Genomic DNA, 22,500 nt, shown 5'->3' with positions numbered 1-22,500 from the left:
AAGACCGCTTTTGCGGTCTTTTTTATTGTACTGAATTATTTAAATGCTTTATGGCCTTGCTGCTTAATGGCCTCAAACTTGGCTGAACTTTGTTTAGCTTCCGCAAGTTTCCCTGCCTGTACCAAATGTTGAGCATGTTCAATTTCTTGGGTTAATGCATCAAACTTTTGTTCATATTGTTTCACTTTAACACTGTCTTTTGGTTGTTTCACCAAACTGTCAGGCTTGTTTTGTTTGGCAGTTGCCGCGGCTTTTTGCATTTCAGCTAATGCGGTATTCGCCTCTGTGGCAGTCTTGGCTTGAGCAAAAGCTTTTGAGTTTTTCGCCAAAGATTTCATCGCACTTTCTAGCACTTCCGACGCTTGTGCAAGTCCTGCCAAACATAAACCACTGCTCAACAGCACAACCTTTAATAATGTTTTCATTCTTATTCCTATGAGTTTGCAAAAAAAATGCAGCCTAAGGCTGCATTGAATATCGCAAAAATGAAGACCGATGTAAATTAAAAATCATCATCACTTTCAGGGTCTCGATGTAAAGCATCGTGAATCGCTTCAACCAACTGTAAAGCAATTTCTTGTTTCGACGCTTTTTCCAAATCGCGCTTTTCCATTTTATAGCTTTCTGCAAAAAAGACCGTCATCGCATTTTCATCAGACGCAAAACCAATATCAGGGCGTGACACATCATTACAGGCAATCATATCGAGCTTTTTCGCAACCAATTTACCTGCGGCATATTCCTCGACATTGCGTGTTTCTGCTGCAAAACCCACCATGAACGGGCGTTTATCTTGCTGTGCAATGGTCGCCACAATATCAGGGTTTTTGATTAAAGAAACATTGAGCTCGTCCCCTGCTTTCTTAATCTTATGCTCTGCGACTTCTGCAACACGATAGTCCGCAACAGCGGCAGTCGCGATAAACACATCACAGCCTTCATCTAACATTTGCATACTGGTATCCAGCATTTTCATGGCAGATGAAACATTGATTCGGCGTACACCGTTCGGTGTGTCTAAGCTGACAGGACCTGCAATTAAAGTCACTTTGGCTCCTGCCGCATAACAGGCAGCTGCAATGGCAAAGCCCATTTTTCCAGTACTGTGGTTGGAAATATAACGCACAGGATCAATCGCTTCACGCGTTGGCCCAGCAGTAATGGTGACTTTTTTACCCGCCAACATCCCAAATTTTTCAGCCATGGCACGCTGCGCTTTATGGAAGTATTCTGTCACTTGATGGGCCAAATCCTCAGGCTCAGGCATACGGCCTAACCCGACATCACCACAAGCTTGCGCACCCGCATCTGGCATGATCACATGCACGCCATCCTCCACCAGAGTCGCTAAATTACGCTGCGTCGCTTTTGCTGCCCACATTTGTTGGTTCATGGCTGGTGCGACCCATACAGGAGCTTTGGTGGCTAAATATAAAGTAGAAAGCAGGTCATCGGCTAAACCCGCAGCAAACTTTGCAATGGTGTTGCAACTGGCAGGCGCAACCAAGAGTAAGTCTGCCCAACGTGCCAGCTCAATGTGGCCCATGCCCGCTTCGGCTTCAGGGTCGAGAAGTGCGGTATGGACAGGGTTGCCCGACAAAGCTTGAAAAGTTAGCGGCGTAATAAAAGCCTGTGCACCTTCGGTCATCACCACACGGACTTGAAAACCCGCATCTTTTAAACGGCGAACCAAAATGGCACTTTTATAGGCAGCAATACCGCCCGTAACAGCTAAAAGGATATTTTTATTTGGAATTACACTGAGATCAAAGCTCACGAACAGGCTACCTTTCTGTTGCAGTGGCGATCACAATAGCATTAAATAGTCTCGTACCCAATCATCGATTGGGCCCTATTTCTCAGATTAAGAATAAAAAAGTATTAAATAATGCACTTATCCATAAAAAAATGGCCCGAACAAGAGCGGCCACGTGAACGCTTATTACAACAAGGACCAGCCAGCCTCTCTGATGCGGAACTACTTGCTATTTTCATCCGTTCGGGTTCAACGCAACATTCTGCGGTCGAGTTGGCACGTCTTTTGTTGCAACATTTTGGCAGTCTGAATGCGGTTTTTGATGCTGAACTGCCCGAACTCAGCCAATTTCACGGCATTGGCCCGACCAAGTATTCACAATTAATGGCCGTCAAAGAATTGGGACGACGCTACAGTAGTCAGCAGCTCAAGCAAGAAAAGTTAGAGCTCAATCATTCAGCTCAGTTACTCAAGTTTTTACAATATGAATTTTCAAGCGAGAACCAAGAGGTTTTTGCCGTACTCTGTCTCGATGCACATTTAAGAAAAATAAACTTTAAAAAGTTGTTTTTTGGCGCAGTCAATTCTTGTGAAATATCGATCAATCAATTGCTCCGTTACTGTATTGCTCAACACGCTACCTTTATCGTGATTGCACATAATCATCCACTTGGAAAAGCTCAACCCTCCACGGCGGACATCGAACTGACCGAGCGCATTCTTCAAGCCAGTCAACTCGTGGACATTCAACTGATTGATCATTTCATTTTATCACCCGAAGGTGCTTTTTCTTTTGCTGAACACGGTCTGATCCAATCCATTTAAATATGCAGACAAATGATTGACAAATACGGTGACAAATATGAAGATCAAGCAAAATTGTAAAAGAATTCTAATCACATGATTGTGCGTGATCAGCCCAGTATTTTTAAGGTGCTTTTTTCATGGCGTGGCACCATTCTTCCCAAAGTTTTACCCCCTTTGGGCGTGGTCATGTTGGTCTCTGCCATTATTGGGATTTTGTCCTATGTCGGCTATTTTCATTTCCCTGAACTGCCCTTGGTCGGCTTCACTCTCATTGGGGTGGTACTTTCCATTTTCCTCGGCTTTAAAAATAGTGCCTGCTATGACCGTTGGTGGGAAGCACGGAAGCTATGGGGTATTTTAATTGCCAATTCACGTCACTTTGACCGTGACTGTCGTATCTTGACCCAAGGTCGTCGTGAACGTGTAATTCAACATGTGATTGTCTTTGCCAATGTCTTGCGTGACCGTTTACGTCATCAAACAGCCAATCCAACAGAATTGGTAGAAACCAGTGGCTTAAGTCAAAATGCATTGACTCAGCTGTATCAACAAGCCAATGCCCCACAGTATACGCTCAGTCTGATTCAGTGGGAGTTGATGCAGGCATTAAAAGAAGGTGAAATTAGTGACATTGTCTATGCCCAGCTGAACCAGCACGTTGCTGACTTGAGTGTGGTGCAAACTGGTTGTGACCGTATTGCGACAACGCCACTACCTTTTGCGTACTCGGTATTACTCAATCGTACGGTGTATTTTTTCTGTCTCATTTTACCGTTTAGCTTGGGTTCAACCTTGGGTATTTTCACCCCACTATTGGTTGGTGTATTGGCCTATACTTTCTTAGGACTCGATGCTTTGAGTTCGGAAATTGAAGAACCTTTCGGAACGCAAAGTAATGACTTGCCGCTGGACTCGATGGTACGTACCATCGAAATTGAACTGCTTGGGACTTTAGGTAAACCGACTCCACCCCCCATTCAAGCACAAGACAATAATCTACTCTAATCGAGCGCACGCTTACCTTCTCTTATGCTAGATAGCTCTTGGAGAAGGTGGGAATGACCAGTACTCTTTAAACAAAACTTTCCCAAATCCCCACTTGTCCGTCTTTGACTCTGGGAATATTGCCCAACTTAATCCACGGCATATTGTCGCCATGAAAGTCACTCCCAACCGATACTTTTAAACCATGCTCGGCAATCATCCGATCCACCATTTGACGGGTAGATGTCGGTTCGACATTGGGCGGCAATTCAACCGCATCCCCACCAAACTGCGCAAATATTTCAATCAGATAACGAATGTTCGTAGCAGATAAATCATACCGTGTCGGATGCGCCAATACTGCAAAACCACCACTGGCATGAATCACTTGAATGGTTTCTTCTAAGCCCAGCCCATCAAATTTCACATAGGCTTTCTTACCTTCCTTAATATATTTATCAAACGCTTGTTGTGCACGGCTCACATACTTTTTTTCAACCAAGGTCTTGGCAATATGGGTTCGAGTCACACGATCAGGCATCTGCTCAACTTTTGCCAAAACATCGAGATAAATATCTTCACCAATCAATGGAATCAACAAATCACAGATTTGTTTAGCGCGTCGCGCACGTATTTGTTTTTGCTGTTCAAGGCATTTTTGCAGTGGTTCTAAGTCTTGCATATTCAATGCAACCACATGCACACCATAGTTTTTCTGGGTTGAGGGTCTCGACCACTGACTCGAAATTTCTACCCCCGAAATAATACGCATCGCATGCGACTTTGCAGCCAACTCTGCCAACGCAAGACCATCCATGGTGTCATGGTCTGTCAAAGCCAAGGTGTGGATGCCTTTTTCCGCGGCAGCATCAACCAATTGCTTCGGTGTGAAAGTACCATCAGAAATATTGCTGTGAGTATGTAAATCTACGCCTTCCATCACTTATACTAGCTATTTATTTGAACAGATTTAGATACTCTAACATGAAAGCACTTTTAGACTTTGTGCCGCTGATAATTTTCTTTTATTTATATAAAACTGTAGATCCTAAAAATACTGATCACCCATTGCTCCAATTGATTGGTTCTGCTGGGGGTGTCGATAATAATAATATTCTTGTAGCGACCACAGGTTTGATCATTTCGATGCTGGTGGTTTACGGCGCACTGTTCTTCATGCAAAAGTTCCGTTTAGACAAACAACAGTGGATTGTGTTGTTTATGACGGTTATTTTCGGCGGTGTCACCTTAATGCTGTCGGATGACTTTTACATCAAACTCAAAGCGGCCTTACTGAATATTATTTTCTCAGGCGCTTTCTTACTTTCTCCTTATTTTGGCAAAGAACGCAAACCGCTGATCAAACGCTTGTTCGGCCCAATCTTCAATTTATCCGACTCGGGTTGGATAAATTTAAACTTTGCATGGGCTGCTATGTTTGCCCTCATGTCTTTTTTACACGTATTTTTCGCATTTTTATTTATGGACGGAAAATATTGGGGAGAATTCACGGCTTTTGGTGACATGATCGTGATGTTTTCCTTTATCATTATTCAGTTTATTGTATTGCGTAAATACTTTAAATCTTCTGAAGAGTAATTTAGCCAGAATATACATCGAGAACTCTTATGCCGCTATTCGTCGTCACATGTACCGATCAAGAAGGTACAGTCGAAAAACGTCTTGCTACACGTCCAGAACATCTTGCTCGTTTACAAAAGCTCAATGATGAAGGTCGTTTAATTGTTGCAGGAGCGATGCCGAAAGATCCAAGCAATCCGCAAGCAGGCTTTTACGGCAGTACAATCATTGTTGACTTTGACTCCCGTGAAACACTCGATGTCTGGTTACAGGAAGAGCCATTCTTAAAAGCAGGGGTTTATCGTCAGATTGATGTTAAACCATTTAATAAAGCATTCCCTCAAGGATAAGGTCATGCGCGTTGTTGTCACAAGCTTATTGGGCTTATCTCTTCTTTCTTCTATGGCGTGGGCCGTTGAAACCGCTCCTGCCCCAAGTGTAGCCCCTGCTGTACCAGCAACGACTGCCGCACCTGTTCAAGTGCAAGGCAGTACGACTCAACCGAAAATCATTCCTGCGGTGGCCACAGTTAGCCCAACAGGTCAACCGCAAGAAGCCAAACCACTCACCGCTGAACAACTGGCAAAGAACAAAGCATTGCAAGATGCCAAAGTCAAAGCATTGGTCAAAGACCAAGCTTCACGTCTTGCACAATTGGAAAAAGCCAATCTCGATGCTTTGGCGCAAAACCAAGAGCTTCAACTCAAAAATGATAGCCTCGGTGTACAAGTTCAGGTCTTACAAAGCGAACGTAGTGCGCAAATGTTCCTCTACGGTGCGGCAACCATCGCTGTTGGTGTATTACTGGGTTTCTTAATTGCCAGTTACGTTTATACCAAACGTCGTCGTCAGTGGTAAGCTAAGCCCTATTGAAAACAATAGGGTGCTGTGGTTGTGTCGCGTGCAATTCAAACTGCCGATTTAGAGTGGCAACAGATTGATGGCATAGATGTGCCAGTCTCAAAAAAATTTGGCGATGTCTATTTTTCCAAAGACAATGGTCTACTCGAAACTCGCCATGTGTTTTTAAATGGCAATGATTTACCTGAGCGTCTGTCCAATCTCCAGCCCTTTGAATATTTTAGTGTTGGTGAAACAGGCTTTGGCACAGGACTCAACATCTTGGCGCTTTGGCAACTTTGGCAACAGGTGCGCCCAAATAACCACAGTCACCTTCATGCCATTTCAGTTGAAAAATTTCCGCTGTCTAAAACGGATCTGATACGTGCACTCAATGTCTGGCCTGAACTCAAACCGATCGCCGATCAACTGATTGCACAGTACCCGCACCCAATTGCGGGTTGTCATCGCTTGAGCTTCCCTGAGGAACGTTTTAGCCTTGACCTTTGGTTAGGCGATGCCCACGATGTTTTCCCCAGTATGGCAAAAACCAGTCGCGTTAACGCATGGTTCCTCGATGGTTTTGCGCCTGCCTGTAACCCAGACATATGGGAAGAGCAAGTACTGAATCACATCGTTCGCCTATCTGGTATTGGAACGACATTTTCTTCATTTAGTGTCGCAGGCGTACTCAAACGTGGTTTAACACAGCATGGTATTTCTATTTCACGTCCGCGCGGCTATAAGCATAAACGCGAAATGCTGAAAGCCATTTGGTTAGCTGCTGAGCCTGAAAATACATCAGACGCTGTAGATACCCAATCAGTATTAAATCAAAATCAACCCGATCAAGTACTACACGCTTTTAAACAACGCCAAATTGCTATCATTGGCGCAGGGATTGCAGGTTTAACTAGTGCATGGGCCTTTGCTGAGCGCGGACACCAAGTCACGCTCTACGACCAATCTGAGCCACTTGTAGGAGGTTCAGGCAATCCGCTGGCCTTACTCAACCCCAAACTTTGTCCGATTGAACAAAGTCATGAACATTTAATGACCTTGGCTTGGCAACATGCTTTACAGCACTATCCCAAGTTTCAAGCTTTTCGCCCCATTCAAGTACATCAACTGGCACTGAAAAAAGCCGAAGACTTACTCGAACTCGAACAACAATATCCTGCGGGTCTTCTGACAGCCAAAACCGCTGCTGATTGTGCGTTAATCACTGAATATACAAGTCTGAATTTAACCGAAGCGGGCGCTGTCTCGCCACATCAACTCAGAGATCAAATCTTAGCGCATCCGCTGATTCAGTTCGTACAAGCCAACATTACTCAAATCAATCCAGCGCACAATGAACTTTTCAATGCACAAGCCCAATCTTTAGGTCAGTTTGATCATGTGATTGTGTGTTGTGCATGCCACACGGCTGCTTTCTTTGAGCAATATCCTGTGCTGAAGCCCATACGCGGACAAGTCAGTTGGGTGGAGAATACTGCACAACCTTTAGCCCTCAATCAAGCTTATAGCTATGGCGGCTACTGTATGCAGCTGGACGCTCAACAGCTCATCTTAGGTGCATCCTTCTATCCCAATCGGGATGACAACGATGTTTTGCTTGAAGACCATGTGCATAACTACGAGCTTATCCACAGTGTCTTTCCAGATTATGCACAATCGCTTCCTGATGTGAGGACTTGGCAAGGCCGTGCATCCGTTCGTGCGCAAAGTTTGGACTATTTTCCAGTCCTTGGAAAAATGTCTGAACAGACTGAAATTTATAGCTTTGCGGGCTTGGGCTCTAAAGGCTTTTTGTTTGCACCTTTATGTAGTGAAATTTTAGCGGCGCAGATACTGAAAGAGGCCTGCCCCGTTCCTGAGTCACTGCTACAAAAGCTCAGTCCGACCCGATTCCATAAAAAGCTCAAAGCCAAAAAGCCTTATTTTAAAGCGCAGTCTTAGTTCTGCTTATGACTCAAGTACAGCATATAGAGCTATAAATAGAGAAATGTAAATTTCTAAGACATTAAAAAAGCGCCTGACGGCGCTTTTTTTGCTTCTGCTTAATTACTTTGTTCTAAGGCTAAACCAGCATCACGAGCAGCACGGGTACCACCCATTAAAATCACATACTCACGCGCACTGTCAAAACCTTCGAGTAACTCTGCAGCACGTGGCGCTTTACTACCGCCACCACATAAAATGTAAATCGGTTGATCCGTCGACACTTGAGTAAGGCTCTGTGCTGAAAGTTCTGTGATTGGCTGATTAATCGCCCCTTTCACGTGTGCTTCAGCATAAGCACTTGAATCGCGTACATCCCAGATGATCGCATCCTCTGGGAACTCAAATGTTGTAATTTCTTGTTTACGGATCATTGCGCACTCCTTTGATGTAAACAACACTTGGCAAATGAAGAAAACATCCCTAGCATCTCAGATATTCTTTCCATTTGTAAAGGTTTAATCCATGCCATCTTTTGATATTGTTTCAGAATTAGAAATTTTTGAAGTAAATCATGCCGTTCAGAACACCCAAAAGGAAATCGCAACCCGTTTCGACTTCCGTGGTCAGGACGTTTCAATTGAACTCAATGAAAAAAACAAAGAAATCAAAATCTCAACTGAAAGTGATTTCCAGTGTGAACAAGTTTATACCATGTTAGAGAACCATTTCTTTAAGCGTAAAGTCGATATTCAAGCGCTTGATCCACAAAAAATGACTGCTTCAGGTAAAAATGTACTTCAAGTGGTGAAATTAAAAGACGGACTTGACTCAGATACCGCAAAAAAAATTAACAAGGCCATTAAAGAAAGCGGCATTAAAGTGCAATCTTCAATTCAAGGCGACAAAATTCGTGTGACTGATAAAAAGCGCGATACATTACAGCAAGTAATGACCTTTTTAAAAGAACAACAATTTGGTCTGCCTTTACAGTTCAATAACTTTAAAGACTAATACTCTTGTTTGATCATTTGAGGTAACTATGCCAAAGGCCAATCGCTTATCAAAACTTGTAAAAACCACGTCACGCTTGCCGAAAGCGTTGCGTACGCGATTATGGAGTCAAGCTTTTGGTCGCATAGTTCCCATGGTCGGCAGTGCCAATATTCGTTATTTGCAAGTCAGTCACAGCGAAGTCGTAGTCAAAATCGAAAATCACCGTGCCATGCAAAACCATATTGGTCAGCTGCATGCCTGTGCCATGGCCTTAATTGCTGAAACGGCAACAGGTTTTGTAACAGGGATGAATGTGCCTGATCATTGCATCGTTCTGATTAAAAGCATGCACGTTGACTTTAAACGTCCAAGTAAAGGTGCCATGACAGCGACAGCCACCTTAACACCAGAACAGCAGCAGTTGATGCAAACCACCGCCAGAGGTGAAACTTTAGTTTCTGTGACAGTGATGGATGAATCGGGTGAAGCACCTGTTCAATGTGAAATGTTATGGGCATGGCTCGACAAAGCATCATTAAAAAAGTAAAAATGTAAATATAACTTACTGTTTAGTAAGTATAAAATTTACAACATTACGCTAAAGCTGCGACTAAAATTTACTATATCTTTACTTCGACTCAGCTCAAAATCATGCTACATAACATGAATATTTGAGCTGACTTAATGAAAAAAAGACTAATTTTAGCGACTGCCTTATTTTCTTTAGGGCTGGTGGCCTGCCAACAGCACAATCCCGCCAATACATTGGTTTCAACAACGCCGAATGACTATTCGACCCCTGCCCTGACCGAACAAAATAAAAAAATTGTAGTGGACTTCTATGAAGGGGTTTTTAGCAAACATCAGGTTCAAACCTATTCTGACCGCTATATTGGTACACAATACATTCAACATAATCCCTATGTAGCAGACGGCAAAGCACCTTTTGTAAACTACTTCACCCAGTACTTTAAAGAACATCCAGATGCAAAAAACACCATCAAGCGTGTCGTAGCCGAAGGTGATTTGGTGGTGCTCCATGTACATTCCACTCAAAATGCACAAGATCGTGGTGAGGCCGTTGTCGATATTTTCCGCGTCGAACAAGGCAAAATTGTAGAACATTGGGATGTGATACAAAGCATTCCCGCGGAGTCCGCCAACCGCAATACTATGTTTTAATCCATCGGACTGCATGGAATAGCAATAAAAAGCCAGTGATTACACTGGCTTTTTTTGCAGACCAACTCAAGCTTTAGTTGGATTGGCTTGCAAGGAACTTTTCTTTAACATCCGCTGGAATCTGACGTTTATTGCCTTTGACATCAACTGCAACAAAGGTAAATACACCTTCAGTCACACGTACAGGTGGACGTGAACTGTCATGGCTATCCCACACTTCAATTTCCATCTGAATAGACGTATTGCCTACTTTTAAAATTTTAGTATAACAACTAATCACGTCCCCGACTTTGACAGGGACCAAGAACGTCATCTGATTAATTGAAATCGTTGCACAACGCCCTTTACTAAAGCGTTCTGCGTGAATTGCGCCGGCCAAATCCATTTGTGACACAATCCAACCACCAAACACATCTCCACTCCAGTTGGTATCAGCTGGCATTGCAATCGTTTGAAGAGATAGCATCCCTTCTGGTTTCACATGAATCTCTGACACGTTGACTCCAATTTTCGTTATGACTGGGCTTGCAACTGTTGATCTAACCATTGTTGCAATTGTGGCGCACGGAGCGCGCCGCTTATTCTAGCAATTTCAGTAGTTTTATTCATTAAAACTAAGGTTGGAATACTTCGCACATTAAAGGCACTACTTAATCGTGGAGATTCTTCGGTATTAATTTTGGCAAAAATCACTTGTGGATTTTGTTTCGCCACTTCAGCAAAGTGCGGAGCCATCATTTTACATGGACCACACCACTCTGCCCATAAATCAATAAATACAGGCAAATCGCTATGGCTAATGAACTGGCTAAAATTCTGCTCATTCAATTCAATCGGTGCCGCAGGTAAAAGCGCTGCGTGGCATTGACCACAACTCGGATTAGCATTCAGCTTCTCTTCAGGGACACGATTTTTTGCCATACAGGTCGGACAGACGATAATCATTTAGTTGACTCCAATATGTTGATGTAAGAATTCTAATTGGGTCGAAATGGCTTTTTCAAACCAACTGGCATGATAAATATCAAAATGCTGCATCTCCCATTCATGATATTGAACAAAAGGGGCAATATTGGTAGCTGCTTCACGACTGGATTCAATCGGAATTAAACTATCATGCTTGGCGGCAATGAAAAGTACAGGAATATTAATTTGTCTGACATTTTGAATCGGACGATAACGAATTAAATTAAAAAATAATCGGGCAGGTATCTCACCACTCCAATAATAATCAGGATTAATAATCGAACGATAACCCAAATACGCATCTTGCGTCGGTAAAAAACATAACTCTCGTGGATTAACCACAGGTAAAGTGGTCGGGGACATCCCCACTTTCCCCCCCATATAATCTTGGCTGGACAGCTTTAACGCTTTCGGGAGTTGCTGTAACGGGTAAAGCTTGGCACTTTCAGCACCATCGACAAAAGGCACTTGCGCCATCACCGCCTGAACATTTTTGAACTCTGCAGCAATATCGAGTACATATCCACCGCTGAGTGCCGTCCCCCACAGCACGATCCGTCGACTATCGATCGACTTACGTTCTTTGAGGTGGTTAATCATGGTGCGCCAGTCTTCGAGCTGCTTTTTAATCGACACCAGCTCTCTTGGGCGCCCCGTACTCCCGCCCCAATAACGGTAGTCAAATAACACGACTGCATAACCCGCTTGTGCAAAACGCTGCGCAAATTGGATTAGTTTGAATTGGCGCAGCCCAGCCAAGCCATGGGCCATCACAATCACTGCTGGTTTTTCTTCGGTTTTCGGACGATAAAAATCCGCAGCAATGACCTCTTGGCCACTTTTGACATATAGTGGTTCAACGGTATAGGCGTGCATACCTGCTCCATTGCGTTATTTTATGGTTGTAATCGCTTATAAATATTTCAACAGCATAGGCTGAACTTTCAGCTTAATGCTATCATAAAGCATATCTCGATTAGTTTAATTTTGGAGTGACAGCATGAGCGAAAATGTAGGCTTTGCAGGTCAAATTGGCCCAGAACATTTGGTTCAAGTGGTTGAAAAAGGGTTTAAATCTGTGATCAATAACCGCCCAGATATGGAAGGTGGCGCAGAACAACCGACCAGCGCTCAAATTGAAGAAGCAGCACGTGTTGCAGGCCTCGATTATGTCTATCAACCTGTGGTTGCAGGGCAAATCACAGAAATGGATGTACGCACTTTTGCCAATCATTTCAATGAGCTACCAAAACCTGTTTTAATGTTCTGCCGTACTGGTAATCGTTCAAACAACTTATACCAACTGGCGAAACAAATGGACCTGTTAGATGACTAAACGGTTGTTTAAAAGTGTCATCTGCACTGCTCTGATTTTAACAAGCAGTGCATTATGGGCGGCAACGAATAACCTGAGTCAAGCACTCAGCCCACAGCTCAGTATTTCAGGGGAAATGACCCAAGATAAGTTTCAACAATTGATGAAACAAGGCTTTAAGTCGGTCATAGTCAATCGACCAGATCAAGAACAAGGTAATACCGTTCGCGTTGATCAACTGCGTAATATTGCGGAACAGTCCAAAGTCAGCGTAATTTACCAACCGGTTACCAGCAGTAAAATTTCTGAAACAGATGTGGTCGAATTTGCTAAATATTATAATGAATTGCCCAAGCCTATTTTAATGGTCTGTAAGAGTGGTGCTCGCTCTAGTCTGCTGTTCAATCAGGCAAAACAACGAGGATTACTCCATGAATAAACTGTTGCTGCTTTTACTCTGCTGTACCTTAATGACAGCATGTAGCTCAATGAATGTCCGTCCTACCGTTGGGGTAAGCGTTGGCACTGGCTTATAAGTCAAATGAAAGTGAATACGGCATCTAGTGCCGTTTTTTTTACAAAATATAATCATCTACAGCCCTGAATATGTTAACTATAGAGTATGTCTCGCTTAGATAAACGTTTGCTTATGTATGATCTGATTATTATTGGGGCTGGAACTGCGGGTATCGCAGCCTACCAACAAGCCGTGAAGTCCACACAAAATCTATTAATCATTAATGATGGGCCATGGGACACCACTTGTGCACGTGTCGGCTGCATGCCGTCAAAAGTGCTAATTTCTACAGCAAATCGCATGCATGATATTCAACATGCGGATCGTGTGGGATTGCAAGTAGAGTCAAAAATAGACCGCAGTCAGGTCATGCAACACGTACAAAAACTCCGTGATCGCTTTACTCATAGTACCCTTAAAACCGTAGAGAGCTGGCCTGAGTCCCATAAAATTCAGGGCCGTGCTCGCTTTCTCGATTCAAAAACAGTCGAAGTTAATGGGCAACACTACCAAGCCAAAAGCTTTATTTTAGCTGTAGGCTCCACCCCTAGCTTTGACCCAGCATGGAAGGATGAACTCGGTGATCGGCTCATCACCTCCGATCAAATCTTTGAATTAAATGCTTTACCCAATTCTTTAGCGGTCGTTGGTAGTGGTGTCATCGCGATTGAACTTGCCCAAGCCATGCAACGACTTGGGGTCAAGACCACCGTGTTTGCACGCAGCCGTAAAGTCGGTGTTCTCACCAGTCCGAAATTACAGCTGTTGGCACAAACAGAAATTAGCACCGAACTTGAGATCAACTTCGAAGTTTTACCCACAGAGGTTAAGTATATAAATAATCAAGTTGAACTTAGGTTTACTGAAAATGGTCAGTCTAAAACACTCAACGTTGATTACTTACTGGTTGCCACAGGACGAAGTAGTCTTTTAAATACCCTTAAACTCGAAAATATCGATACCTCATTCACGGACTTAAAACATTTACCTGTTGATTCTGAGACCAAACAACTTGCAGACTACCCGATTTTTATCATTGGCGATGCATATACTGATACTCCACTACAACATGAAGCCGCACACGAAGGTAAAGTTTCGGTAAAAAATGCATTGAACTTTCCCACTATAGAATCATGCAAAACTCTAACGCCTTTAGGCATCGTGTTTAGTAGTCCGGAAATGGCAATGGTTGGACAAAACTTTAAGCAACTACAAAGTGCACCTATCAATTTTGTCATCGGCGAAGTCTCTTATGTCAAACAAGGACGTGCATTAGTTTTAGGTAAAAACCATGGGGCCATCGAGGTTTATGTGGATAAAAGCAGCCGTAAGCTACTAGGTGCTGAATTACTCACAGACTCTACTGAACATTTGGCCCATTTACTGGCGTGGATGATTTCAGAAAAACTGACCGTCGATGAAATTTTGGAAAAACCATTTTATCACCCAACTATTGAAGAAGGTTTAAGAACAGCATTAAAGCATGCACGCCGACAGCTAGATACGATACCTAAACTGCGAAATTCATGATGCATGTTCTTTTAATAAGATTTTCTGTGTGCAATTAAATGATTTCATCAAATAAGATATAAAAGCCAGCAAATGCTGGCTTTTTACTATTTAGGCCCTTATAGATAGCTTATTTCCAGCTCTTTTCATCTAATTCTCTTCTTTCCCACTTAATAATTCTTTATTTATATTATTTAGGGTCTGTTGACATTTACTGTTCATAATTAACCCTATAAAGGTAGCCATAAAAATATACAGGCTAAAGCAACAGAACTTTGATAATTTCTTTTGAGCTTGTCATATCGAGTAGCTATTCCTCTAAATTGCTTTAATCTACAAAACATATTTTCAACTAAATGCCTGATTTTATATAAATACCAGTCCATATGGTCATTGTTCGATTGGCTATTTGTTTTCTTTGGTATATTCGCTTTAGTCCCTGTTTTCCTGATCTGTTCACGCAGTGGTTCTGAATCATAGCCTTTATCTGCACATACCACTTTTGTCTCTTTTAAATCTAATGTTGATATTAAATCAGGTGCAACTTTAACATCATGTGTGGTTCCATCGGTAATCATGAAATCAATAGGATTGCCATGTGCATCAACAATCAAATGTATTTTTGAGGAGTTTCCTCCTACACTTTTAGAAATAGATTGATTCGCTATGCCGGCAGAATGTTGATGAGCACGTACATGAGAGCCATCAATAAAAATCCACTCCATATCGGGGCATGAGGCTAGTAATTTGAATAATCTAAGTAACTTACCGCTGCTTGACCAACGATTAAAACGTTTGAAAATAGAGTTTGAATGACCAAAACAACAAGGAATATCTCGCCACGGACAGCCTGTTCTAATTCTATAGAGAATAGCTTCAATAAAATTGCGTAAATTTGAGTTGTGGTGAATGGATAAATTACGCAGAATAACTTTCAACTTTTGCCAGTGTTGATCTGTCAGCATGGTACGAGGCATAGCGAATGGTAAAATTGGGTTTGGCGATTTGATTTTACTACTTCGCTATTTTTTTAAGCTAAAAGTGTCAACACACCCTAATATATTCAGCATAAAAAAATCCCCCTCTGCTTTAAGCGGAGGGGGATTTAGAATTAATGAGCTGGCGATGACTTACTCTCACATGGATAACTCCACACTACCATCAGCGCTAAGAGGTTTCACTTCTGAGTTCGGGAAGGGATCAGGTGGTTCACTCTTGCTATTGTCGCCAGCACAACTGTTTATGACTATTCGTTTGGTCTTATTTACACATTGTGTATGCCTAACTTTCATCAAATGAGTTATTAACAGGTATATTTGAGTTGATTTTAACATAAAGCATAGCTTTATGTCTTGCGCTCGGACAAACATAATTAATGTTTGTTTATTCCTCGCTCATGTATCTAGCTTTATAACTAAATCAAGTTGTTTGCAGTGATTTGAACCACAACACCAACTGTTTGGGTGTTGTATAGTCAAGCCTCACGAGCAATTAGTATTGGTCAGCTTCACATATCACTATGCTTCCACATCCAACCTATCAACGTCGTAGTCTTCAACGGCTCTTTAGAGGACATAAAGTCCTAGGGAAATCTTATCTTGAGGTAGGCTTCCCGCTTAGATGCTTTCAGCGGTTATCCCTTCCGAACATAGCTACCCGGCGATGCGACTGGCGTCACAACCGGTACACCAGAGGTTCGTCCACTCTGGTCCTCTCGTACTAGGAGCAGATCCTCTCAAATTTCCAACGCCCACGGTAGATAGGGACCGAACTGTCTCACGACGTTCTAAACCCAGCTCGCGTACCTCTTTAAATGGCGAACAGCCATACCCTTGGGACCTGCTTCAGCCCCAGGATGAGATGAGCCGACATCGAGGTGCCAAACACCGCCGTCGATATGAACTCTTGGGCGGTATCAGCCTGTTATCCCCAGAGTACCTTTTATCCGTTGAGCGATGGCCCTTCCATACAGAACCACCGGATCACTAAGACCTACTTTCGTACCTGCTCGACTTGTGGGTCTCGCAGTTAAGCGCGCTTTTGCCTTTATACTCTACGCGTGATTTCCGACCACGCTGAGCGCACCTTCGTACTCCTCCGTTACTCTTTAGGAGGAGACCGCCCCAGTCAAACTACCCACCAGACATGGTCCTCGTCCCGGATAACGGGACAGAGTTAGAACCTCAATATTACCAGGGTGGTATTTCAAGATTGGCTCCACCGAAACTAGCGTCTCGGTTTCAAAGCCTCCCACCTATCCTACACAAGTAAGATCAAAGTTCAATGTCAAGCTGCAGTAAAGGTTCACGGGGTCTTTCCGTCTAGCCGCGGGTACACCGCATCTTCACGGCGAATTCGATTTCACTGAGTCTCTGCTGGAGACAGCGCCCCCATCATTATGCCATTCGTGCAGGTCGGAACTTACCCGACAAGGAATTTCGCTACCTTAGGACCGTTATAGTTACGGCCGCCGTTTACTGGGGCTTCGATCAAGAGCTTCGCTTACGCTAACCCCATCAATTAACCTTCCAGCACCGGGCAGGCATCACACCCTATACGTCCACTTTCGTGTTTGCAGAGTGCTATGTTTTTAATAAACAGTTGCAGGGGCCTGGTTTCTGTGGCTGCCAATAGCTCAAGGAGTAAATCCTATCACCGTCGGCAGCGTACCTTCTCCCGAAGTTACGGTACCATTTTGCCTAGTTCCTTCAGCAGAGTTCTCTCAAGCGCTTTGGTCTACTCGACCTGACCACCTGTGTCGGTTTCGGGTACGATTCCTATGTAACTGAAGCTTAGAGACTTTTCCTGGAAGCATGGTATCAGCCACTTCACTGTACAAGTACAGCTTGCTATCAGTTCTCAGCATAGAGTACCCCGGATTTGCCTAAGATACATGCCTACAACCTTCCACCTGGACAACCAACGCCAGGCTGACTTAACCTTCTCCGTCCTCTCATCGCATTACATAGAAGTATTGGAATATTAACCAATTTCCCATCGACTACGCCTCTCGGCCTCGCCTTAGGGGTCGACTCACCCAGCCCCGATTAACGTTGGACTGGAACCCTTGGTCTTTCAGCGTGCGAGTTTTTCACTCGCATTGTCGTTACTCACGTCAGCATTCGCACTTCTGATACCTCCAGCATACTTCTCAATACACCTTCATCGGCTTACAGAACGCTCCCCTACCACTTGCAATAAATTGCAAATCCGCAGCTTCGGCATATAGTTTTAGCCCCGTTACATCTTCCGCGCAGGCCGACTCGACTAGTGAGCTATTACGCTTTCTTTAAAGGGTGGCTGCTTCTAAGCCAACCTCCTAGCTGTCTATGCCTTCCCACATCGTTTCCCACTTAACTATAATTTTGGGGCCTTAGCTGGCGGTCTGGATTGTTTTCCTCTTGACTACGGACGTTAGCACCCGCAGTCTGTCTCCCGGATAGTACTCATTGGTATTCGGAGTTTGCATCGGTTTGGTAAGTCGGGATGACCCCCTAGCCGAAACAGTGCTCTACCCCCAATGGTATTCGTCCGAGGCGCTACCTAAATAGCTTTCGGGGAGAACCAGCTATCACCGAGTTTGATTAGCCTTTCACCCCTATCCACAAGTCATCCCCTGGCTTTTCAACGACAGTGGGTTCGGTCCTCCAGTTAGTGTTACCCAACCTTCAACCTGCTCATGGATAGATCACCCGGTTTCGGGTCTACACCCAGCAACTAAACGCCCTATTAAGACTCGATTTCTCTACGGCTCCCCTATGCGGTTAACCTTGCTACTGAATGTAAGTCGCTGACCCATTATACAAAAGGTACGCAGTCACCGAACAAGTCGGCTCCCACTGCTTGTATGCATGCGGTTTCAGGATCTATTTCACTCCCCTCACAGGGGTTCTTTTCGCCTTTCCCTCACGGTACTGGTTCACTATCGGTCAGTCAGGAGTATTTAGCCTTGGAGGATGGTCCCCCCATATTCAGACAAGGTTTCACGTGCCCCGCCCTACTCGACATCATCATATCAGCCCTTTCGTGTACAGGACTATCACCCACTATGGTTGCACTTCCCAGAGCATTCCACTAAAACTGATATGACTTAATGGGCTTTTCCCCGTTCGCTCGCCGCTACTGAGGGAATCTCAATTGATTTCTTTTCCTAAGGGTACTGAGATGTTTCACTTCCCCTCGTTCGCCTCGTATGACTATGTATTCATCATACGATACCTGCCTTATGACAGGTGGGTTTCCCCATTCAGAAATCTCCGGATCACAGGATATTTGCCGCCTCCCCGGAGCTTATCGCAGGCTATTACGTCTTTCATCGCCTCTGACTGCCAAGGCATCCACCACATGCACTTAATTACTTGACTATACAACCCCAAACAGTCGTTAATCCCTACAAGTAGGATTAAGACAGTCTATGATGATTTCTCATCACTTCCTTACAGTTTGTTGCTCTGTGTACTTAAACACTGTACAGCTTCAATTCAATTCACATACCAAAACGCTTGATTCAGTTAATTTCGCTAGTAACTCATTTCTTCAATCTTCATCAATCAGTAATAAATCACTGTTAATGTCAATCTTAAAAACGAGTATGAACAAATTATTTCAACTCAAATATATTCTGTTAATGATTTTTCCAGCCTTCGTCAGGTCAGGAAACTGTGATAAATCACAGAAGTTAATAAAATGTAAACTAATGTCTACTTCTTACTAATTTCTATAATCTAACTACTTAGCTTATATATTGATGAACAATATATGGTGGAGACTAGGAGAGTCGAACTCCTGACCTCCTGCGTGCAAAGCAGGCGCTCTACCAACTAAGCTAAGTCCCCAGCTTATCAATAAGTCAATGTTTCTGTTTTTCTGTATTCAGCATTTAACAATGCTTGTTAGTCAGATTTGGTGGGTCTGACAAGACTTGAACTTGTGACCCCACGCTTATCAAGCGTGTGCTCTAACCAACTGAGCTACAGACCCTCAGATACATCGTCATGAAGAACAACTTGTTGTGGATTCTTACCAATCGTCAATCTTTCGTTAAGGAGGTGATCCAGCCGCAGGTTCCCCTACGGCTACCTTGTTACGACTTCACCCCAGTCATCGGCCACACCGTGGTAAGCGTCCTCCTTGCGGTTAGACTACCTACTTCTGGTGCAACAAATTCCCATGGTGTGACGGGCGGTGTGTACAAGGCCCGGGAACGTATTCACCGCGGCATTCTGATCCGCGATTACTAGCGATTCCGACTTCATGGAGTCGAGTTGCAGACTCCAATCCGGACTACGATCGGCTTTTTGAGATTAGCATCCTATCGCTAGGTAGCAACCCTTTGTACCGACCATTGTAGCACGTGTGTAGCCCTGGTCGTAAGGGCCATGATGACTTGACGTCGTCCCCGCCTTCCTCCAGTTTGTCACTGGCAGTATCCTTAAAGTTCCCGGCTTAACCCGCTGGCAAATAAGGAAAAGGGTTGCGCTCGTTGCGGGACTTAACCCAACATCTCACGACACGAGCTGACGACAGCCATGCAGCACCTGTATGTAAGTTCCCGAAGGCACCAATCCATCTCTGGAAAGTTCTTACTATGTCAAGACCAGGTAAGGTTCTTCGCGTTGCATCGAATTAAACCACATGCTCCACCGCTTGTGCGGGCCCCCGTCAATTCATTTGAGTTTTAGTCTTGCGACCGTACTCCCCAGGCGGTCTACTTATCGCGTTAGCTGCGCCACTAAAGCCTCAAAGGCCCCAACGGCTAGTAGACATCGTTTACGGCATGGACTACCAGGGTATCTAATCCTGTTTGCTCCCCATGCTTTCGTACCTCAGCGTCAGTATTAGGCCAGATGGCTGCCTTCGCCATCGGTATTCCTCCAGATCTCTACGCATTTCACCGCTACACCTGGAATTCTACCATCCTCTCCCATACTCTAGCTTCCCAGTATCGAATGCAATTCCTAAGTTAAGCTCAGGGATTTCACATCCGACTTAAAAAGCCGCCTACGCACGCTTTACGCCCAGTAAATCCGATTAACGCTCGCACCCTCTGTATTACCGCGGCTGCTGGCACAGAGTTAGCCGGTGCTTATTCTGCGAGTAACGTCCACTATCCTAGAGTATTAATCCAAGTAGCCTCCTCCTCGCTTAAAGTGCTTTACAACCAAAAGGCCTTCTTCACACACGCGGCATGGCTGGATCAGGCTTTCGCCCATTGTCCAATATTCCCCACTGCTGCCTCCCGTAGGAGTCTGGGCCGTGTCTCAGTCCCAGTGTGGCGGATCATCCTCTCAGACCCGCTACAGATCGTCGCCTTGGTAGGCCTTTACCCCACCAACTAGCTAATCTGACTTAGGCTCATCTATTAGCGCAAGGTCCGAAGATCCCCTGCTTTCCCCCGTAGGGCGTATGCGGTATTAGCATTCCTTTCGGAATGTTGTCCCCCACTAATAGGCAGATTCCTAAGCATTACTCACCCGTCCGCCGCTAGGTCAGGTAGCAAGCTACCCTTCCCCGCTCGACTTGCATGTGTTAAGCCTGCCGCCAGCGTTCAATCTGAGCCATGATCAAACTCTTCAGTTAAAATCATTAGTAGCTTATGGCTACAAATCTTGGCTCATCAATTTTCTGACAAATATTTCTCAAATAAACTTCGAGTAATTTTTACCTTCAATCAATGAAATATTTTCGATCGATCAATCAGTAAAAATCCACACAAGTTGTTCTTCATAATCTCTTAATGATCTTCTTGCTGATTCGTCATCAGCAAGCTAGGTCGGCTATACTACTCTCTTTCAAGAAGAAGTCAACTGGTTTTGTTAATTATTTTTAAACTTATTCAAGACTTCCAGATTCTACCACTTGGGCTAAATCCTTGTTTCTCAACAAGTTTTAATCAATATCACCGCCGATGGATGTGCATTCTACAGCATTTCACACCCAACACAACCCCCCTTCCTTCAATTATTTATAAAAAAAACTCCAACTGTTTACTTATTCATCAAAATTTCGCTTTTTTCTTATTTTTTGAGTGAAAACGGGACAATTTCTCCAATTTCATTTCGATTTTTTTCGTGCGATTTTTTTTCTTGCCACTTTAATGCACGACAATCCACATATTCACAATAACCACTTTCGCCCTGTTCCTCATAATTATCCATTTTGAGTTGATATTTAAAGCTACCTACATAACCCGCAGCCAAGCCAAATTTAAAATCACCACGACTTTGTGCGTAAAGATGAATGTAATGCCCCTGCTCATCTTGATAATGCCATTCAAACTCTCGCGGTAAATACATTTTTTGCCCATTGGGAGTTTTCACAGCAGGATAAACACGATGAACTTGAAAGCGAACCATCCGATTAAACATATGGGTTTGTTGTTTTTGCAAATCACGTATATAGATACGTGACTGTACAATTCGATTAAACGAATCTCGAATTTGTTCTAACAATAACTGACGCTGATCCACTAGATTAATGACTTGATAGGTGAAAAACGCTAAGGGTAAATAACTAAAGTCGATACTGCGCGCGTATTCAAAAGCCCCTAACTGGTCAATATCATAGCGCTGTTCTTTATAGTTAACTTCTCCCTGACATCGACACAATACAGACCAATGCTCAGCAAGACCAAAACGCAATTTGGTGAAATGTGAAATCAGCGGCGTTGTTGTAATTTCAATCTCAAAACTCAATTCTGTGTCTTTTCTTTGAATTTGAAATTTTGGGAACGCTCCCATGAGCTGCTCTTTATTGGCAAATTTAAATGTTTTTTCTTGAAATGAACATTCCGCAGAAATTGAATAACGGTTCAGCTGCCCTGCCATATGTGGACTACTGCTGGCCAATACGGTCGCAGTATCTAATGGTGTAGTTCTGATTGCACTGTTATTCCGAAACATGGGCGTATTGGGCTGACCAATCATGCTCAAAAAATTTAAGTAATGTAGTGGTGCAGGAAGATTAGGAATGGTTAAAGCTTGATGAATAATTTTATATTTTTTATTGGGCGGATGATAAGCAGGGAGTGACCGTGAAGGAGCCTGATTAAGTTGTTTAGACTGATCGAGAAAATCTTGAAACAACCACATATCATACTCCTTC

Annotated in this window: 21 protein-coding genes, 2 tRNA genes and 3 rRNA genes; 12 read left to right on the top strand and 14 right to left on the bottom strand. The window is 43.7% G+C overall.

Annotated features, from left to right (window positions below):
* Positions 1 to 35: 35 nt before the first annotated feature.
* Both ACFN7Z_RS02445 and coaBC read right to left on the bottom strand, forming a co-directional pair.
* Positions 36 to 425, bottom strand: coding sequence for a cytochrome b562 (locus ACFN7Z_RS02445; protein ID WP_395442571.1), 390 nt, complete (start codon positions 423 to 425; stop codon positions 36 to 38).
* A 77-nt stretch (positions 426 to 502) separates the two neighbouring features.
* Positions 503 to 1,777: a bifunctional phosphopantothenoylcysteine decarboxylase/phosphopantothenate--cysteine ligase CoaBC gene (gene coaBC, locus ACFN7Z_RS02440; protein ID WP_005401728.1), complete on the bottom strand. Its 1,275-nt coding sequence runs from the start codon at positions 1,775 to 1,777 to the stop codon at positions 503 to 505.
* A gap of 111 nt (positions 1,778 to 1,888) precedes the next feature.
* On the opposite strand from coaBC, the gene radC reads away from it, so the two are divergent.
* Together radC and ACFN7Z_RS02430 are read left to right on the top strand one after the other, a co-directional pair.
* On the top strand, positions 1,889 to 2,581 hold the full coding sequence (radC, locus tag ACFN7Z_RS02435; RefSeq protein WP_333640559.1) for a RadC family protein: 693 nt from the start codon (positions 1,889 to 1,891) through the stop codon (positions 2,579 to 2,581).
* 75 nt (positions 2,582 to 2,656) lie between these two features.
* Entirely contained in the window at positions 2,657 to 3,568 is a 912-nt protein-coding gene (locus ACFN7Z_RS02430) for a bestrophin family protein (RefSeq protein ID WP_004983451.1), read from the top strand.
* Between the two features lie 67 nt (positions 3,569 to 3,635).
* Here ACFN7Z_RS02430 and ACFN7Z_RS02425 read toward each other — a convergent pair whose 3' ends face one another.
* Entirely contained in the window at positions 3,636 to 4,487 is an 852-nt protein-coding gene (locus tag ACFN7Z_RS02425; RefSeq protein ID WP_114837575.1) for a PHP domain-containing protein, read from the bottom strand.
* A gap of 44 nt (positions 4,488 to 4,531) precedes the next feature.
* On the opposite strand from ACFN7Z_RS02425, the gene ACFN7Z_RS02420 reads away from it, so the two are divergent.
* The 4 genes from ACFN7Z_RS02420 to mnmC are packed head-to-tail and all read left to right on the top strand — an operon-like array spanning position 4,532 to position 7,930.
* The gene (locus ACFN7Z_RS02420; RefSeq protein WP_078390224.1) at positions 4,532 to 5,146 is read left to right on the top strand and encodes a septation protein IspZ; all 615 of its coding nucleotides are present in this window, start codon (positions 4,532 to 4,534) and stop codon (positions 5,144 to 5,146) included.
* Positions 5,147 to 5,175: 29 nt separating this feature from the next.
* Positions 5,176 to 5,478, top strand: coding sequence for a YciI family protein (locus ACFN7Z_RS02415; RefSeq protein WP_279678817.1), 303 nt, complete (start codon positions 5,176 to 5,178; stop codon positions 5,476 to 5,478).
* Positions 5,479 to 5,482: 4 nt separating this feature from the next.
* On the top strand, positions 5,483 to 5,986 hold the full coding sequence (locus tag ACFN7Z_RS02410; protein ID WP_078390225.1) for a hypothetical protein: 504 nt from the start codon (positions 5,483 to 5,485) through the stop codon (positions 5,984 to 5,986).
* 30 nt (positions 5,987 to 6,016) lie between these two features.
* The gene (gene mnmC, locus ACFN7Z_RS02405; RefSeq protein WP_395442570.1) at positions 6,017 to 7,930 is read left to right on the top strand and encodes an FAD-dependent 5-carboxymethylaminomethyl-2-thiouridine(34) oxidoreductase MnmC; all 1,914 of its coding nucleotides are present in this window, start codon (positions 6,017 to 6,019) and stop codon (positions 7,928 to 7,930) included.
* Positions 7,931 to 8,031: 101 nt separating this feature from the next.
* Here the strand turns inward: mnmC and ACFN7Z_RS02400 are convergent, their stop codons facing one another.
* Positions 8,032 to 8,346 carry a rhodanese-like domain-containing protein gene (locus ACFN7Z_RS02400; protein ID WP_004983438.1) on the bottom strand — a complete coding sequence of 105 codons (315 nt, stop codon included), beginning with the start codon at positions 8,344 to 8,346 and terminating at the stop codon, positions 8,032 to 8,034.
* A 91-nt stretch (positions 8,347 to 8,437) separates the two neighbouring features.
* Here ACFN7Z_RS02400 and ACFN7Z_RS02395 point away from each other — a divergent pair, with 91 nt between their 5' ends.
* From ACFN7Z_RS02395 to ACFN7Z_RS02385, 3 genes are all read left to right on the top strand, one after another.
* On the top strand, positions 8,438 to 8,926 hold the full coding sequence (locus tag ACFN7Z_RS02395) for a YajQ family cyclic di-GMP-binding protein (RefSeq protein WP_004697619.1): 489 nt from the start codon (positions 8,438 to 8,440) through the stop codon (positions 8,924 to 8,926).
* Between the two features lie 28 nt (positions 8,927 to 8,954).
* On the top strand, positions 8,955 to 9,455 hold the full coding sequence (locus ACFN7Z_RS02390) for a DUF4442 domain-containing protein (RefSeq protein ID WP_078425653.1): 501 nt from the start codon (positions 8,955 to 8,957) through the stop codon (positions 9,453 to 9,455).
* A gap of 137 nt (positions 9,456 to 9,592) precedes the next feature.
* Positions 9,593 to 10,090 carry an ester cyclase gene (locus tag ACFN7Z_RS02385; protein WP_078425652.1) on the top strand — a complete coding sequence of 166 codons (498 nt, stop codon included), beginning with the start codon at positions 9,593 to 9,595 and terminating at the stop codon, positions 10,088 to 10,090.
* Between the two features lie 73 nt (positions 10,091 to 10,163).
* On the opposite strand, the gene ACFN7Z_RS02380 is transcribed toward ACFN7Z_RS02385, so the two are convergent.
* The 3 genes from ACFN7Z_RS02380 to ACFN7Z_RS02370 are packed head-to-tail and all read right to left on the bottom strand — an operon-like array spanning position 10,164 to position 11,932.
* Complete coding sequence (locus ACFN7Z_RS02380) at positions 10,164 to 10,586, bottom strand: acyl-CoA thioesterase (protein WP_010327557.1); 423 nt, start codon at positions 10,584 to 10,586, stop codon at positions 10,164 to 10,166.
* 17 nt (positions 10,587 to 10,603) lie between these two features.
* Positions 10,604 to 11,035, bottom strand: a complete 432-nt coding sequence (trxC, locus tag ACFN7Z_RS02375) for a thioredoxin TrxC (RefSeq protein ID WP_201952554.1) — start codon at positions 11,033 to 11,035, stop codon at positions 10,604 to 10,606.
* The gene (locus ACFN7Z_RS02370) at positions 11,036 to 11,932 is read right to left on the bottom strand and encodes an alpha/beta hydrolase (RefSeq protein ID WP_010327559.1); all 897 of its coding nucleotides are present in this window, start codon (positions 11,930 to 11,932) and stop codon (positions 11,036 to 11,038) included.
* Between the two features lie 124 nt (positions 11,933 to 12,056).
* Here ACFN7Z_RS02370 and ACFN7Z_RS02365 point away from each other — a divergent pair, with 124 nt between their 5' ends.
* From ACFN7Z_RS02365 to ACFN7Z_RS02355, 3 genes are all read left to right on the top strand, one after another.
* The gene (locus tag ACFN7Z_RS02365; protein WP_125274947.1) at positions 12,057 to 12,392 is read left to right on the top strand and encodes a TIGR01244 family sulfur transferase; all 336 of its coding nucleotides are present in this window, start codon (positions 12,057 to 12,059) and stop codon (positions 12,390 to 12,392) included.
* On the top strand, positions 12,385 to 12,810 hold the full coding sequence (locus ACFN7Z_RS02360) for a beta-lactamase hydrolase domain-containing protein (protein ID WP_201952559.1): 426 nt from the start codon (positions 12,385 to 12,387) through the stop codon (positions 12,808 to 12,810). Before ACFN7Z_RS02365 ends, ACFN7Z_RS02360 begins: the two co-directional genes overlap by 8 nt.
* Before the next feature lie 210 nt (positions 12,811 to 13,020).
* Positions 13,021 to 14,418: a dihydrolipoyl dehydrogenase gene (locus ACFN7Z_RS02355; RefSeq protein ID WP_279690409.1), complete on the top strand. Its 1,398-nt coding sequence runs from the start codon at positions 13,021 to 13,023 to the stop codon at positions 14,416 to 14,418.
* Positions 14,419 to 14,627: 209 nt separating this feature from the next.
* Here the strand turns inward: ACFN7Z_RS02355 and ACFN7Z_RS02350 are convergent, their stop codons facing one another.
* From ACFN7Z_RS02350 to ACFN7Z_RS02320, 7 genes are all read right to left on the bottom strand, one after another.
* A complete protein-coding gene (locus ACFN7Z_RS02350) occupies positions 14,628 to 15,374 on the bottom strand; it encodes an IS5-like element ISAba31 family transposase (RefSeq protein ID WP_004645384.1) in 747 nt (248 codons plus the stop codon).
* A 140-nt stretch (positions 15,375 to 15,514) separates the two neighbouring features.
* Positions 15,515 to 15,629: ribosomal RNA gene (rrf, locus tag ACFN7Z_RS02345) — 5S ribosomal RNA — on the bottom strand.
* Positions 15,630 to 15,867: 238 nt separating this feature from the next.
* A 23S ribosomal RNA gene (locus ACFN7Z_RS02340) occupies positions 15,868 to 18,761 on the bottom strand.
* Positions 18,762 to 19,156: 395 nt separating this feature from the next.
* Positions 19,157 to 19,232, bottom strand: a tRNA-Ala gene (locus ACFN7Z_RS02335).
* Positions 19,233 to 19,300: 68 nt separating this feature from the next.
* A tRNA-Ile gene (locus ACFN7Z_RS02330) sits at positions 19,301 to 19,377 on the bottom strand.
* Between the two features lie 61 nt (positions 19,378 to 19,438).
* Positions 19,439 to 20,976 (bottom strand): 16S ribosomal RNA (locus tag ACFN7Z_RS02325).
* The 16S, 23S and 5S rRNA genes sit together here with 2 tRNA genes alongside, the layout of an rRNA operon.
* A gap of 437 nt (positions 20,977 to 21,413) precedes the next feature.
* Complete coding sequence (locus tag ACFN7Z_RS02320; RefSeq protein WP_395442569.1) at positions 21,414 to 22,487, bottom strand: DUF6670 family protein; 1,074 nt, start codon at positions 22,485 to 22,487, stop codon at positions 21,414 to 21,416.
* Positions 22,488 to 22,500 lie beyond the last annotated feature (13 nt).

Source organism: Acinetobacter sp. P1332 (assembly GCF_044057475.1).
Taxonomy (GTDB): domain Bacteria; phylum Pseudomonadota; class Gammaproteobacteria; order Pseudomonadales; family Moraxellaceae; genus Acinetobacter; species Acinetobacter johnsonii.
This window is presented reverse-complemented; position numbering and strand designations above follow the sequence as displayed.